At 71.5% G+C, this 14,546-nt stretch carries 14 protein-coding genes; 7 read left to right on the top strand and 7 right to left on the bottom strand.

Features of this window, described 5'->3' with window-relative positions; genetic code table 11:
- Nucleotides 1–112: 112 nt before the first annotated feature.
- Nucleotides 113–1,057 carry a M56 family metallopeptidase gene (locus IQ210_RS06390; RefSeq protein ID WP_194077858.1) on the bottom strand — a complete coding sequence of 315 codons (945 nt, stop codon included), beginning with the start codon at nucleotides 1,055–1,057 and terminating at the stop codon, nucleotides 113–115.
- A gap of 94 nt (nucleotides 1,058–1,151) precedes the next feature.
- Nucleotides 1,152–1,685: a DUF5134 domain-containing protein gene (locus IQ210_RS06385; protein WP_194077857.1), complete on the bottom strand. Its 534-nt coding sequence runs from the start codon at nucleotides 1,683–1,685 to the stop codon at nucleotides 1,152–1,154.
- A gap of 153 nt (nucleotides 1,686–1,838) precedes the next feature.
- Here IQ210_RS06385 and IQ210_RS06380 point away from each other — a divergent pair, with 153 nt between their 5' ends.
- The 3 genes from IQ210_RS06380 to IQ210_RS06370 all read left to right on the top strand — a co-directional run bounded on the left by IQ210_RS06380 (nucleotide 1,839) and on the right by IQ210_RS06370 (nucleotide 6,663).
- Nucleotides 1,839–3,479 (top strand): FUSC family protein, encoded by a 1,641-nt coding sequence (locus IQ210_RS06380; RefSeq protein WP_194077856.1) that lies wholly within the window; start codon nucleotides 1,839–1,841, stop codon nucleotides 3,477–3,479.
- On the top strand, nucleotides 3,476–4,015 hold the full coding sequence (locus IQ210_RS06375) for a MarR family winged helix-turn-helix transcriptional regulator (RefSeq protein WP_194077855.1): 540 nt from the start codon (nucleotides 3,476–3,478) through the stop codon (nucleotides 4,013–4,015). Before IQ210_RS06380 ends, IQ210_RS06375 begins: the two co-directional genes overlap by 4 nt.
- 110 nt (nucleotides 4,016–4,125) lie before the next feature.
- Entirely contained in the window at nucleotides 4,126–6,663 is a 2,538-nt protein-coding gene (locus IQ210_RS06370) for a carbohydrate-binding protein (RefSeq protein ID WP_194078198.1), read from the top strand.
- Nucleotides 6,664–6,668: 5 nt separating this feature from the next.
- On the opposite strand, the gene IQ210_RS06365 is transcribed toward IQ210_RS06370, so the two are convergent.
- From IQ210_RS06365 to IQ210_RS06350, 4 genes are all read right to left on the bottom strand, one after another.
- Nucleotides 6,669–7,721, bottom strand: coding sequence for an aldo/keto reductase (locus IQ210_RS06365; protein WP_194077854.1), 1,053 nt, complete (start codon nucleotides 7,719–7,721; stop codon nucleotides 6,669–6,671).
- Between the two features lie 77 nt (nucleotides 7,722–7,798).
- Entirely contained in the window at nucleotides 7,799–8,563 is a 765-nt protein-coding gene (locus IQ210_RS06360) for a VOC family protein (protein ID WP_194077853.1), read from the bottom strand.
- 124 nt (nucleotides 8,564–8,687) lie between these two features.
- Nucleotides 8,688–8,870 (bottom strand): hypothetical protein, encoded by a 183-nt coding sequence (locus IQ210_RS06355; RefSeq protein ID WP_194077852.1) that lies wholly within the window; start codon nucleotides 8,868–8,870, stop codon nucleotides 8,688–8,690.
- 347 nt (nucleotides 8,871–9,217) lie between these two features.
- Nucleotides 9,218–9,610: a VOC family protein gene (locus IQ210_RS06350; RefSeq protein ID WP_194077851.1), complete on the bottom strand. Its 393-nt coding sequence runs from the start codon at nucleotides 9,608–9,610 to the stop codon at nucleotides 9,218–9,220.
- Between the two features lie 70 nt (nucleotides 9,611–9,680).
- Here IQ210_RS06350 and IQ210_RS06345 point away from each other — a divergent pair, with 70 nt between their 5' ends.
- Nucleotides 9,681–10,211 (top strand): GNAT family N-acetyltransferase, encoded by a 531-nt coding sequence (locus IQ210_RS06345; protein ID WP_194077850.1) that lies wholly within the window; start codon nucleotides 9,681–9,683, stop codon nucleotides 10,209–10,211.
- 3 nt (nucleotides 10,212–10,214) lie between these two features.
- On the opposite strand, the gene IQ210_RS06340 is transcribed toward IQ210_RS06345, so the two are convergent.
- Nucleotides 10,215–10,898 (bottom strand): glycerophosphodiester phosphodiesterase, encoded by a 684-nt coding sequence (locus IQ210_RS06340; protein WP_194077849.1) that lies wholly within the window; start codon nucleotides 10,896–10,898, stop codon nucleotides 10,215–10,217.
- A 380-nt stretch (nucleotides 10,899–11,278) separates the two neighbouring features.
- Here IQ210_RS06340 and IQ210_RS06335 point away from each other — a divergent pair, with 380 nt between their 5' ends.
- The 3 genes from IQ210_RS06335 to IQ210_RS06325 are packed head-to-tail and all read left to right on the top strand — an operon-like array spanning nucleotide 11,279 to nucleotide 14,543.
- A complete protein-coding gene (locus tag IQ210_RS06335) occupies nucleotides 11,279–12,676 on the top strand; it encodes a DUF6421 family protein (protein ID WP_194077848.1) in 1,398 nt (465 codons plus the stop codon).
- 50 nt (nucleotides 12,677–12,726) lie between these two features.
- A complete protein-coding gene (locus IQ210_RS06330; RefSeq protein WP_194077847.1) occupies nucleotides 12,727–13,476 on the top strand; it encodes an SDR family NAD(P)-dependent oxidoreductase in 750 nt (249 codons plus the stop codon).
- Nucleotides 13,473–14,543, top strand: a complete 1,071-nt coding sequence (locus tag IQ210_RS06325) for a threonine aldolase family protein (RefSeq protein ID WP_194077846.1) — start codon at nucleotides 13,473–13,475, stop codon at nucleotides 14,541–14,543. The genes IQ210_RS06330 and IQ210_RS06325 overlap by 4 nt, the downstream gene beginning before the upstream one ends.
- The last annotated feature ends 3 nt before the right edge of the window (nucleotides 14,544–14,546 follow it).

Genomic DNA, 14,546 nt, shown 5'->3' with positions numbered 1-14,546 from the left:
TGGGGGCCGGAGGCCAATTCCGCCGGTTGCCCCGTGGATCACGCCGTGGTGGCGAGGGTGACGAGGTATCGAGCCGGACCGCCGGGATCGACGACCGGGTGGCGCCCGCCGCTCAGCCGCCCCAGCCCAGCGCCCGCAACCCCGGTACGAACGCCACCAGCAGCGGCACCAACGGCACCAGCGCCGCCGTGGCGGTGAGTCCCAGGCGCCGGGTGGGCGGCAGCCGGTCCGGGGGCGTGAGGAGGCGGTGGACGCGCTGGGGCACGTGGGCCTGCGGGGTCGGGCCGGGGCCGAACACACCGCGGTCCTCGTTGAGTTCCACCAGCGCCAGCGCCGTGGTCAACCGGCCGAAGCGGCGGGACGCCATGTCGTCCGCGGCGAGCTCGACCAGCCGGTGCATCTCGTCGCGGAACGCCGCGAACACCGGCACCTGGGGAAACCCGCCCGCCAACGCCGACGAACAGTGCAGCAGCCAGTCGTGCCGGGCCTGCGCGTGCCCCTCCTCATGGGCCAGCAGGGCATCGAGCTGACGGCCCTTCAGGCGTCGCAACGCGGCCGTGGTGACGACCAGTTGGGGTGCCGGACCGGACAGCCACCAGGCGTCGGGGCGCTCACCCTCGAGGACCACGAGACGACCGGTGCTGCCCTCCTCGCCGGGCAACAGCGGGGCCCGTACCAGGAGTTCGGCCCGGCGCAGCCGACGCCGCGCCCGCGCCCGTACGACCTCGCGCACCAGCATCGCCGCGCTCCACACCCCACCGAGCGCCAGCGTCACGGCCGTTGTCGCCGCCCAGGTGCCGCCCGCCCCGAGCGCGTAGGCCTCCACCACCGAGCGCGGTGCCGGCGCGAACACATGGCCGCGCACCGCCTGCCAGGCCGCCGCCGCGCTCAGTGTCATCGACAGGGCGCAGCACAGGAGTACGGCCGCCACCGCGCACTGCCACGCCCACAGCGCGACCACCGGTTCACGGTCCGGCCAGTCGGCCCGGGCGAGTAGCCGAGGGGCGACTACGGCGGTCAGGGCGCCGAGCAGCAACAGTGCCGCGGGGACCATCATGGGAGCACCCTATGAGCGGCCCGCCGCCCACGGGTACGACATCCCGCGGCAAAGTGACGCAGGACACGGCTACGGCCACAGTGGTGCGGAGTCGTCAGAGCGTCGCCAGCATCGCCACCATCGCGATCCCCATCGACAGCCGGCATGCCCGCGCCACTTCGGGCCGGTCGCCCCACCCGACGGTTCCGCCCCCGGCCGTGGCGGGCACCAGCCGTACGCCGGAGAGCAGCACGTAGCCCATGAAGTAGAGCAGCAGTACCCCCGTCACCACGGGAACCCCGGAGCCGCCGCCGTGATGCCCGGGTGACGCCGCCATCACGACCGCCATGTAGACCATCGCCGACGCCCCCACCAGGTGATGCAGATGGTGGGCGCTGGTCCGCGCCGCCCACAGGGCCCGCAGGGCCGCCGCTCCGAACACGGCCGCGTACGCCGCCCAGGCCCACGAGGGCGGGGTGAACACCGCGGCCGGGACGGCCATCGCGGCCATGCCGAAGCCCATGAGCGCCTCGCCGCCCGCCGCGCGGCGCTGCTCCTCGACGTCGCTGCGCATCCGCAGCAGGCAGTAGGCCCCGGTCGCCGCGCACAGCGCGACCAGCAGCCAGCCGGGCGAAGCCGGTCCGTGCACACGCGCCTCCCCGCTAGACGGTCGGACGGGGAGGGGATGCCCCGGTCACGCGGCGCGCACGCAAGCGCAAGGGTGTACACGGGGAGCATTCGACGGAGCACAGCAGGTCGCCAGCTATCTTTTACAGGTAAAACACCTGTTAAGCTTATGAGCATGAGCAGTGCCACGCCCGCCCCCGCCCCCTCACGCGTCCGGCGCCTCCCCCTGGCCGGCGTCCTCCGACTCGGCCGCCCCTCGGACATCTGGTTCAAGCCCGCCCTGAGCGTCGTCGCCGCGGTCGCCCCGCCGAACCTCACCCTGCTCGCGCTCGGCCGTCTCGACCTGGCGATGTACACCATGGCCGGCTCCCTGTGCGCGCTGTACGCCCACAACCGCCCCTACGCCGCACGGGCCCGCGCCCTGGCCTGGGTGGTGCTCGGCATGGTCGGCGGCCTCGCCGTCTCCCTCGTCACCGCCTCGCTCACCACGAGCGCCGCCGTCCTGGTCGCCGTCGGCGCCCTGCTGGCCGCCGTGCAGAAGGTGCTGTGCGACGCGACCCGGGTCGGCCCGCCCGGCAACGTGGTCCTCACCTTCATCACCGCGGCCTCCCTGTTCGCCCCGCAGACCCTCGCCCAGGTGCCGGGCCACCTCGCCCTCGCGCTCGCGGCGGGCGCCTGGGCCTGGATCGTCGGCATGGCGCCCGGACTGGTCCGGCCGCACGGCCCGGAGCGCCGGGCCACCGCACATGCCCTGAACGCCACGGCCGCGTACGTCGAGCAGGGCGACCCCCGGAGCAGGGCCGCCGCGGCCGCCGCGATCCAGGCCGCCTGGCAGTCCCTGCTGTCCGCCGGCGCCCGCACCCCCACCCGCCGCGCCCTGGACCGGCTGGTCGTCCGCGCGGAGGTCGCCCTCGCGGCCCCCGTCGACTCCGACCCGCGACGCCTGCGCGCCTGGGCCCGCGACCTACGCGGCAACGGTCCTGTCCCGCCCACCGAGGACCACGGCGAACTCCTCGGCGTCGACGCCGAACTCGCCACCCCTGCCACCCCGTTGTGGCGCCGGCTCGGCCCGCTGACCCCGCTCGCCCTGCGCACCGCCATCGGCTGCGCCCTCGCCGGATACGCCTCCCTCGCGCTCGGCGTCGGCCGCCCGTACTGGGCCCTGGTCACCGCCGCCTCGCTCTACCAGGCCAACCTCACCCTCACCTGGAGCCGCGGCGTCCAGCGCGTCGTCGGCAATCTCGCCGGCGTCCTCCTCTTCGCCGCCGTCGTCCCGCTCGCCCACCTCGGCCCGGCCGCCCTCGTCCTGGTCTGCCTCGCCTTCAACTTCGGCGCCGAGGCGCTCATCGGCCGCAACTACTGGCTCGGCAGCGTCTGCGTCACCCCGATGGCGCTGCTCATCACCGAGTTCGCCGGCTTCCAGGAGCCCGGCCGGCTGATCACCGAGCGGGTCGTGGACACCCTCGTCGGCGCGTTGGTCGGCTTCGGCGCCGCGATCGTCGTCACCAACCGCCGCGCGGGCAACCGCATCGAGCGGACGCTGGCCGCCGTGGAACGCGCCCGCGAACACACCGCCCGCCTCCTCGCCGAGCCGCACCCCGACTCCCGCGCCCTGGAGTCGGCCCGTCGCGCCCTCGCCGCCCACCTGGTGGAGCTGCGGGCCGCCGTCGACGCCGCGTCCGGCGAGTGGTGGCAGGGCGCGCTGCCCCAGGAGCGGGTCGTGCGCGCCGAGCAGACCGGACACCGTACGCTCGCCGCGACGGTACGGCACCAGGAGGTGCGCCGGAGCACGACGACGGAGGGCATACGGCCATGACGGCACCGAACGGACGGCAGGCGGACGCGACCGGGGGCGACACCGTCTCCGCGGTCGTCCGGCAGTGGCAGGCCGTCCACCCCGGTCTCGACACCGGCCCCATGGAGATCATCGGCCGCGTCAACCGCTGCGCCGCCCTCCTTCAGCAGGCCGAGGACGCCCCACTGCGCCGGGCCGGACTCAGCCGCCCCGAGTTCGACCTGCTCGGCGCCCTGCGCCGCACCGGGCACGAACTGACGCCGGGCGACCTGGCCCGGGAGACCTTCTCCTCCGGCGCCGCCGTCACCAAGCGCCTCAAGCAGCTGACCGAGCGTGGCCTCGTCGAACGCCGCGGGGACACCCGGGACCGCCGCGTCGCCCACGTCCGCCTCACGGACGCGGGCCGCGAGATCGTCGACGGCATCCTGCCCGAGCAACTCGCGTACGAGACGGCCGTCCTGTCCGTCCTCGACCAGCGGCGTCAGGGCGAACTCGCGGGACTGCTCGGTGAGTTGCTGGGTCAGTTGGAAGGGCGGCTGGGGGCGCTGCGCGCCTGATCCCGCCGAGGGACGTGCCCAGGAGGCGCGCGCACCGTTGACGTGATCCACGTCCGGTCTCTACGGTCGGTTCGATTTGCCGACTGGTGTACGACATGCCGAACAAGCGCATGTCCTGGCGAAAGAGGGACGCCGTGGCAGCCGAGACGCTCACCGTCGACCTGGGGACCGAGACCGGCCCCTTCCACGGCGGCGCCAGTGGCACGCTCTACGGCCTGTACGGCGACGGGGTCCCGAGCCGGGCCGTAGTCGAGGGCATGTACGTCCGCACGGTCGCGACCAAGGCCCAGGACGGCGTCCAGCACCCCGGAGCCGACGGCCTGGAGATCCTCCCTGCCTTCGTCGCGGCGGGCGGCCGGGACGTCTACCTCTACATGACCGACATCCTGCGCGGCTTCCCCTACGAATGGCCCGGCGCGACCGGCGAGGAACGCCTTGCCGGATTCAAGGAGAGCATCCGCAAACAGGTCGAACAGGTCCTGACGATGGGCGAGTTGGCGTCCCACGTCGTCTTCGTGCCGTTCAACGAACCCGAGGGCAACATGTTCGGCGAGGGGGAGTGGAGCTACGACCGCACCTCCTGGCGCACCGACCCGCGCCACTACTTCGCCGCCTGGCGCGACGTGTACCGCATGATCAAGGACCGCCACCCGGACGCCCGGATCGCCGGCCCCAACACCTGCGTCCTCTACCCCGAGATCAAGGGATTCCTGAGGTTCGCCAAGGAGAACGACGTCCTGCCCGACGTCATCACCTGGCACGAGCTCTCCTCACCCGCCGAGGTGCGCACCAACGTCGCCGAATACCGGGCGTGGGAGCGGGAGTTGGGCATCGGCCCGCTCCCGGTCAACCTCAACGAGTACGCGCACAACTACCACCTCTCCGTCCCCGGCCAGATGATCCAGTGGATCTCCGCGATCGAGGAGTCCAAGGTCGACGCAGACATGGCGTACTGGAACATCGCCGGCAACCTCAACGACTCGGCGGTCGAGGCCAACAAGGCCAACGGCCAGTGGTGGCTGTTCAACGCCTACGGCCAGTTGACCGGCAACACCGTCGCGGTCACCGCGCCCCACCCCAACGTGCAGTACACCCTCCAGGGCGTCGCCACGCTCGACCGCGACAAGCGGCAGGCGCGGGTGCTGTTCGGCGGGGCCGACGGCGCCGCCGAGGTCGTCGTCGAGCACATCGACCCGGACGTCTTCGGCGCCACCGTCCACGCCCGGCTCCAGGAGATTCCGTGGACGGGCCAACTCGGCGCCTCCGGCCGGCCGTTGGTCGTGAGGGAGGGCGAGCTCCCGGTGGTGAACGGCCGGCTCGCGCTGCCCCTCACCGGCCTCGACGCGATGTCCGCCTACCAGTTGATCCTGTCGCCCGCCGGCGCGCCCGTGTCGTCCCCGGCCGGTTGGCGGCGGACGTACGAGGCCGAGGACGCCGCGTACACCGGCAGTGGCTACGCCAAGAACGGTCCCGAGGGATCTCCGGCGGACGTCGACAAGTTCGCCACCTCGGGCGGCCATCACGTCGGCGGTCTGCGCACCGGCTCCGACCTCGTCCTCGCCTTCGACGTCGAAGTCCCGCGGGACGGCACGTACGACCTCCGCGTGTACGCCAACTCCCACAACCAGGCCGACCTGGTGCGCGAGCACGGCCCCACCAACGTCTTCCTGCGCGTCGACGGCGACGACCCGCGCGAACTGCGCCTGCCGCTCGGCTACAAGTGGGCCGTGTGGGGCCACACCGACACCACGGTGCGCCTGACCGCCGGCCCGCACCGCGTCACCCTGGCCGCTCAGGACCCCGACCTCGGAGCGACCCGGGGTGACGCGGTCGTCGACCGGATCGAACTCGCCCTGCGCGACACGGAGTCCATCGCGACGTACGACGCTCTGTACGCGGCCCTCGGCGGCGGCGCACGCGTCCACGGCTCGGCGGCCGTGCTCCCGCGCGGCGGCACCGTGACGTTCTGGGTGCACGCCGAGGACGACGGGGAGGCCGCGGTGACCCTGGCGGGGGAGGGCGAGGCCGTGCTGACGGTCAACGGCGAGGAGATCGGTGCCGTCCCGCACACGGAGATCCCGCTCTTTCTCGCAGGAGGCGTCAACAAGGTGACGGTGACGGCGACTTCGGACCGACTCGTCGTGGACCGGCTGAGCGTGGGGCCGTCGCGCGGGGTGCTGCCGACCACGACGTACGCCGCCGAGGACGGGGAACTGAGCGGCACCGCGAAGGTCGGCGCCTTCTCGTACGCCACCGGCGGCAAGGCCGTCGACGGTGTGGGACACGGCCCCGGCAACGCGCTCACCCTGACGGTGACGGCGGACCGCCCCGGACGTCATGCGCTGACGATCCGCTACTCCAACGGCGAGCAGCCGCCCGGCACCCACTACAACCCGGACCCGGTCTGCCGCCACGCCGACATCAGCGTCAACGGCGACAGCACCCGGCGCGTCCTGTTCCCCACCACCTTCCACTTCAACAACTTCTGGCAGCTCGCCGTCCCCGTCACCCTTCAACAGGGCGCCAACACCGTCACGTTCACCGCCGACGAGCTCCCCGACTTCGACGGCGTCACCAAGAACACCTACGGCCAGCGGTCCGCCCACGCCCCGGTGATCGACTCGGTGACGGTGACCCCGCTGGCCTGACGGCCCTAGAGGACGTCCGTCGCCGTCCGCCGGTAGCCCGAGCGGCGGTCGTCGATGGTCTCCCAGCGGTCGCCGTAGATGGTGCGGACGACGGCCGGCTCCCGTACGAAGTCGTGCGGGAAACCGAGGGGCACCGCGCTCACCTCGTCGAGGCGGGCGACTGCGTCGGCGTCGAGGCGGACGTCGACACAGCCGAGGTTGTCGGCGAGCTGGTGCTCCTTGGTGGCCGCGATGATCGGCACGACGTTCCCGGGGCGCCCCAGCAGCCAGGCCAGCGCCACCTGGGCCGGACTCCAGCCGCCCTGCTCGGCGATGTCCAGGACCGCGGTGACGACCTCCTCCTGCTGCGGGTTCGGCTTGTCGCCGCCCGAGCCGAGCCGGCCCGTCTCACCGCGCCGGTACTTGCCGGTGAGCTTCCCGGCCGCCAGCGGCGCCCACGCGAACACCGCCTGGCCGAACGCCCGGGCCTGCGGCAGCAGTTCGCGCTCCGGAGTCCGCTCCAGCAGGTTGTAGCGCAGCTGCGAACCGGCGAACGCGGTCCAACCCCGCAGCTCGGCCAGCGTGTTGGCCTGCGCGATCTCCCAGGCCGGCCAGTCCGAGACGCCGATGTACAGCACCTTGCCCGTCCGTACGAGGTCGTCCAGCGCCCGCATCACCTCGTCGACCGGCGTGAAGTTGTCCCGTGCGTGCACCCACAGGACGTCCAGCCGGTCGGTGCGCAGCCGCCTCAGGCTCGCCTCCAGCGACTGCACCAGGTTCTTGCGGTGGTTGCCGGCGGCGTTGAGGTCTCCGTCGCGGGTCCCGCACGTGTACTTGCTCGCCAGCACGAACTCCTCGCGCCGGCCTGCCAGAAGCTCGCCGAGGATGCGCTCGGAGTCGCCGCCGGAGTAGATGTCCGCGGTGTCGAGGAAGTTGCCGCCCGCGTCGGCATAGGCGTCCAGCAGCCGGGCGCTGGTCTCCTTGTCGGAGCCGTGGGCGGGGTCGTCGCCCATGACCATGGTGCCGAGAGCGAGTTCGCTCACGCGCAGGCCGGTTTTGCCGAACAGTGTGTGACGCACGATCAGTTCCCCTTCAGGCAGGTCGTCGTGCGTACGACGCTATGGGGTGGAGCGCGCTCCAACGCAAGCGGCGCGGCTCAGCCCTCCGCGCCCGCCAGATACACGCCGAAGACCGCCCCGCCGGGATCGCGCAGCACCGCGATCCGGGGCCCGTCCGGTACCGACGTGGGCTCCATGAGGACGGTGCCGCCCGCCTCGGGCGCGGAGGCGGCGGTCGCGTCGACGTCCTCGACCGCGAAGTACGGCAGCCAGTGCGGCGGTACCTCGGGCGGGAACTTGTCGTCCATCGTGACCATGCCGCCGAAGTCGGCGCCGTCGAGGCCCCACTGCGTGTAGTGCTCGGAGGCGTTGACGCTCCAGCCGAACACGGTGGTGTAGAAGTCCACGGCCCGCTCCGGCGCCCGGCACAGCAGCTCCACCCAGCCCAGCGAGCCGGGGGCGTTGAGCAGCCCGGCCCCCTCGAAGCCTTGCGCCTGCCACAGATGGAAACCGGCGCCCTGCGTGTCGGTCGCGGACGCGAAGCGACCCATGCCGGGCACGTCGGCCGGCGGCGACACCACCGCCCCGCCCGCCGCCTCGACCTTCGCCAGGGTGGCGTCGAGATCCGCAGCGGCGAAGGTCACGAACCACGAGCAGGGCCGCCCCTCCGCGCCGAGCGGCACCATGCCGGCGACCGGAAGATGACCGACGTACGCGATCGTGTACCCGCCCATCCCCTCCCGCGCGTCGGTCTCCGTCCGCCAGCCGAAGAGCGCACCGTAGAACCGCTTGCCGGCCTCCAGATCCGGCGTCCCCACCTCGGCCCAGCAGGGCCCACCGACCACCGGCTTGTCGAGCCTCATGCCGCCACGACCCTTCCGCCGACGCGAGTGCCTTCTCTCGCACGCTAGCCCCGGTCAACCGCGGCTGCCATCCGGCCCGAGGGCCACGGGCGGTACCCGCGGACCTGCCGGCGGGTGGTTCCGGTCAGCGCTTCTTCCAGAACGCCATCAGATCCGCGAGAGCCCTGATGATCTCGGGCCGCTGCTCGGCCTCGGCCTTGCGCAGACTGATGACCAGGGACAGGAGGATCATCAGCACGAACAGCCCGATGGCACAGAGGAAGATCTGCGGAGCAGCCACGGCCACTTGCTCCAGTACGGCCCACATACCGCCTCCCGGGACGGTGTCAGCCGCCGCTTCCGAGAGACTCCGCCAAGGGGCGAACCCTCAACGAAGGCAGGCGGACGCCTGTCAGACGCAGCGCCCGCCAACTGCGCCCCCGTGGACCGGGGGTTCTTCGTCGAGGTACTTCGGTGTGCATGTGGCTGCGGGCCGGCAACGCCGAGCAGTCGTACTGCCCGGCGTCGATCTGCCGCAGCACCACGAGCTGCCCCCGGACCCCCGTCCGGTGACGACTCGCAATGCTGCGAGCAACCAATGTACGAAACGCCGCAGCCGCCCAACAACCCCTCACCGGCCAGGGGTTGGCTCTCGCTCGTGCTGTGCGGCGGTTCTCAGATGCCCGGGCGGAAGCGGATCGGGTGGTCCTCGGGGACCTCGACGAGGGCGATGCTGAGGCCGTCCGGGTCGGTGAGCCACATCTCGATCAGGCCCCAGGGTTCCCGCACCGGGGGCCGTGTGATCTCGACGCCCTTCGCCGTCAGCTCCTCGTGCGCGGCGGTCACGTCGTCGACCTGCATCCACAGCCGCACCGCCGGGGACGGTGGGGTGTCGGCGCGGCCGGAGAGTTCCAGGAAGCCGCCGCCGAGGAAGTAGACGGTGCCGCGTTCCGGTCCCGTGCCGAACTCGCGGTAGACGGCGAGGCCGAGCTGTTCGCCGTAGAAGAACCGGGATCGTTCGGGGTCGACGGGGTGGATCAGGGTCCGGCCGCTCAGTACGTGCACCATGCGGCGGAGCCTAGTGCGGGCGTTACCCTCGTCGGTGCCCGTGTCGTGCCCGAGAGTGGAGAAACGCCCCATGACCGCTGGACTCACCTTCCGCGATGCCACCGACGCCGACGTGGACGCGCTGGTCGCGCTGATCGAGTCGGCGTACCGCGGGGACGCGAGCCGGGCCGGATGGACCACCGAGGCGGACATCCTGGAGGGGCAGCGGACCGACCCGGAGGGCGTGCTCCAGGTCATCAAGTCGCCCGACAGCCGGCTGCTCACCGTCGAGCGCGAGGGCGAGGTCGTCGCCTGCTGCCAGCTGGAGCACCGCGGCGACCACGCCTACTTCGGCATGTTCGCCGTCAGCCCGCGGCTCCAGGGCGGCGGCCTCGGCAAGGTGATCATCGCGGAGGCGGAGCGGACGGCCCGCGAGGCCTGGGGCGTCACGGAGATGCACATGACCGTGATCTCCGTACGGAACGACCTCATCGCCTGGTACGAGCGCCGCGGCTACCGCCGTACGGGCCGGATGACCCCGTTCCCGTACGGCGACGAGCGCTTCGGCATCCCGCAGCGCGACGACCTCCAGTTCGAGCTGCTGGTCAAGCCGCTCGCATAATCGTTACGCCGTGAACCGGGCCGTGCGTTTGATCTCCGAGTAGTCGGTGGTCGCGCCGTCCAGCTGCAGGGCGCGTACGAGACGCAGATGGTCCTGCGTGTTCACCACCCAGCCGATGATCCTCAAGTCCGCCTTGCGGGCGTGCTCGACGATCTCCAGGGTGATCCGGCGGATGTTGAGGCAGACGGTCGCCGCGCCTGCCTCGACGGCGCGGTCCACGATGTCGGTGCCGTACCGGCTGCCGATCAGCGCGGTCCGTACGCCCGGTACCAGGCGGGAGATCTCGGCGATCGCCTCGTCGTGGAACGAGGACACCTCCACCCGGCCCACCAGGTCCCGTTTGAGCATGACCTCGGCCAGCGCCCGCGCTGCCGCGATGTCCTTGATCTCGGCCTGGAGCGGTGACCGCACCGCCTCCAGGACCTCCTCGAAGACGGGGACCTTCTCGCCGCGGCCCGCGTCCAGCGTGCGCAGCTCGGCGAGTGTCTTCTCGGCGATCGGACCGGTCCCGTCGGTCGTGCGGTCCACGTCCGTGTCGTGCATGACGACGAGGGCCCCGTCCTTGCTGAGATGCAGGTCGAGTTCGATGGCGTCGAAGCCGGCCTGCTGGGCGGCGACGAAGGAACGGAGGGTGTTCTCGGGTTCGAGACCCATGACTCCGCGATGACCGATGGTAAGGAAGTTCAAGGTTCAACTCGCTTCCGTCGACGGCGGCTCGGCCTCCGCGCGGACCGGAGCGGACGGACGCGCGGACAGATCCGCAGCCTAGTGGCCTCGGCCGGTGATGAACCCCTGCGTACACGGGGGATCGGGGTGACGCGAGGGGCGGAACTGGCCGAGGTCCGCTCGGCGGGTCACCCTGGGGTGGGCGAGTCCTGCGGGCATTGACCGCTCATGTGCCCAAGAGGATCACGTATACCCATCGAGAGCGCCGTCATGGCATCCGGCAGGAAAAAGTTCCGTGACCATGAAGGTGCGCAGGATAATTTACGGAGGCCCCTCTTGCTGGCAGGAACCTCATATGCATACGGTGTCCTTACGCGAGGTTCTCCCGTGGAGGATGGGACATGACGGAAATTCTTGTGCAGGCGGCTACGGGGGAGCAGGTTCCTCCCGCGACCAGGGTGGTGGACCACCCGGCGTGGCCCGTGCTCAAGGGTGCCGTGGAGCGGATCAGGCCCTGGCAGTCCAAGGACGGGTCCATCGACTTCACGGCCGAGGGTGCCCCGGACCGCGCCACCGCCGAGGCCGCCGTACGCGAGGTCACCGCGGCCGTCGAGGAGCTGTCCCCGCTGCTCCCGCACGACCGCGCCTACCACGAGGCCCTGGTCAAGGACCTGGAGCGCTGGGCCGAGGGCGGCTTCGAGGTGCCCGACTTCCTCGACTCGCTGCTCGCCTTCCAGCCCGCCAAGGGCCGCGCGGACGGCCTGCAGCACCTGGTCGTCTTCCCGATGTACACGCAGAACGGCAACCCCGACCGCAACCTCGAAGCGGTCGTGCTGCGCATGGTGTGGCCGGAGTGGCTGGCCGAGCTGGAGCGCACCCGCTACGACAACCCGCTGTTCTGCGGCATCAAGTTCGAGGACTTCACGGCCGGTTACGACACCAACTCCGCCGTGCTCTTCCCGGAGACGATCGCCGTGCGCGAGGCGCCGGAACGATTCTCCTGGGGTGGCATCTTCTGCGACCGCGAGGCCGCCCGCTTCCGCGCCGTCACCGACGCCGCCGTCGGCATCCTGGGCCTGGACCTGCCCGAGGACATCGCCGCGATGGTCCACGACCAGAAGCGCTGCGAGGAGGCCTTCGTCCTGTGGGACATGGTCCACGACCGCACCCACAGCCACGGTGACCTGCCCTTCGACCCCTTCATGATCAAGCAGCGCCAGCCGTTCTGGATGTACGGCCTGGAGGAGCTGCGCTGCGACCTCACCGCCTTCAAGGAGGCCGTGAAGCTGGAGGCCGACGGCGTCCCGCAGGCCCGTGACGTGCAGTACGCCGTCCTGTTCGACCGCATGTTCCGCTTCCCGGTCACCGGCGAGCGGGTGCGCAACTACGACGGCCTCGGCGGCCAGCTGCTCTTCGCCTACCTGCACAAGCACGACGTCGTCCGCTGGACCGACAACAAGCTGCACATCGACTGGCAGCGCGCCCCGCAGGTCACCAACCAGCTGTGCGCCGAGATCGAGGACCTCTACCGGGCGGGCATCGACCGTCCCAAGCTCGTCCACTGGTTCGCCGCCTACGACCTGGTCTCGCAGTACCTCGCCCCGCACCCGGGCTCCCGCTGGGCCAAGGGCCCGGACGCCCTGGACCTGACCCAGCCGCCGCGGAAACTCGTCGATGACGTGCTTCCGGACGAGTTTCCGCTGAGCATGTTCTATGAGGCCCTCTCCAAGAAGCTGAAGAACGTGATCGCCGGCACCAAGGGCATCCGTGCGGAGAGCGCCGAGCGGGTCGCCGCGTGAACGACCGCGGTACCCAGGACACTGCACGGCAAGCTCAGGAGGCGAAGATCATGGCGGGGAACGGAGCTCTCAGCGGTGCGGTGATCGCGGTGGCCGGCGCGGGTGGACCCGCCGGGCGCGCGACCCTGCTGCGCCTGGCCGAGGCCGGGGCGACCGTCGTCGGCGCGGACAACGACCCCGAGCGGCTCGCGGAGGCCGTGGACGCGGCCCGCTACAGCGCGGGTGGCGCCACGGTGACCGGTGAGCCGGTCGACCTGCTCGACCTGGACTCCACGCGAGACTGGGCGAACGGCATCGAGAAGGACTTCGGCCGGGTCGACGGCGTCGTCCACCTCGTCGGCGGCTGGCGCGGCAGCGAGACCTTCATCAAGACCAGCCTCGACGACTGGGACTTCCTGGAGCTGCTGCTCATCCGCACCGTGCAGCACACCTCCCTCGCCTTCTCCGAGGCGCTCCAGCGCAGCGACCGCGGCCGCTACGTCCTGATCAGCGCGGCGGGCGCGAGCAAGCCCACCGCGGGCAACGCCGCGTACGCCGCCGCCAAGGCCGCCGCCGAGGCGTGGACGCTCGCCATGGCAGACTTCTTCCGCAAGGCCGGGGCCGGCGAGGAGCTCACCTCCGCCGCCACGATCCTGGTGGTCAAGGCCCTGGTGCACGACGCGATGCGCGCCGAGCGACCCAACGCCAAGTTCGCGGGCTTCACGGACGTCAAGGATCTGGCCGGAGCCATCGCCGAGGTCTGGGACAAGCCCGCCGGAGAAGTGAACGGAAACCGTCTGTGGCTCACCGAGAAGCCGTGAACCCTCCCCGCACCGACGCCCGGCGTCACCACGACCCGGACAGCAGGGGATTCGCGAGCGACAACTACGCCGGCGCCCACCCGGAGGTGCTCGCCGCCCTGGCCCTGGCCAACGGCGGGCACCAGGTCGCCTACGGCGAGGACGACTACACCGAGAACCTCCAGTCGATCATCCGCAGCCACTTCGGGCCCACGGCGGAGGCGTTCCCGGTCTTCAACGGCACCGGCGCCAACGTCGTGGCGCTCCAGGCGGTCACCGACCGCTGGGGCGCGGTGATCTGCGCGGAGAGCGCGCACATCAACGTCGACGAGGGCGGGGCGCCGGAGCGGATGGGCGGCCTGAAGCTGCTGACCGTCCCCACCCCCGACGGCAAGCTCACCCCCGAGCTGATCGACAAGCAGGCGTACGGCTGGGACGACGAGCACCGCGCGATGCCGCAGGTCGTCTCGATCACCCAGAGCACCGAACTCGGCACGCTCTACACGCCGGACGAGATCCGTGCGATCTGCGACCACGCCCACGCGCACGGCATGAAGGTCCACCTCGACGGCTCCCGCATAGCCAACGCGGCCGCGTCCCTCGACGTCCCCATGCGGACGTTCACCAACGCGGTCGGCGTCGACATCCTCTCCCTCGGCGGGACGAAGAACGGCGCGCTGTTCGGCGAGGCGGTCGTGGTGATCAACCAGGACGCCGTCTCCCACATGAAGCACCTGCGCAAGCTGTCGATGCAGCTCGCCTCCAAGATGCGTTTCGTGTCGGTGCAGTTGGAGGCCCTGCTCGCCAAGGACCTGTGGCTGCGCAACGCCCGTCACTCCAACGAGATGGCCCAGCGCCTGGCCGAGGGCGTCCGTGCCGTGCACGGCGTCGAGATCCTCTACCCGGTCCAGGCCAACGGCGTCTTCGCCAAGCTCCCGCACGACGTGAGCGTGCGCCTGCAGAAGCGCTTCCGCTTCTACTTCTGGGACGAGAGCGCGGGCGTCGTCCGCTGGATGTGCGCCTTCGACACGACGGAGGACGACGTGGACGCGTTCGTGGCGGCGCTCAAGGAGGAGATGGCGCACTAGGGG

It is taken from the genome of Streptomyces justiciae (assembly GCF_015163075.1).
GTDB classification, from domain to species: Bacteria; Actinomycetota; Actinomycetes; order Streptomycetales; family Streptomycetaceae; genus Streptomyces; species Streptomyces justiciae.
Note: the sequence above shows the minus strand (reverse complement) of the source record. Positions and strands in the feature narration are given on the sequence as shown.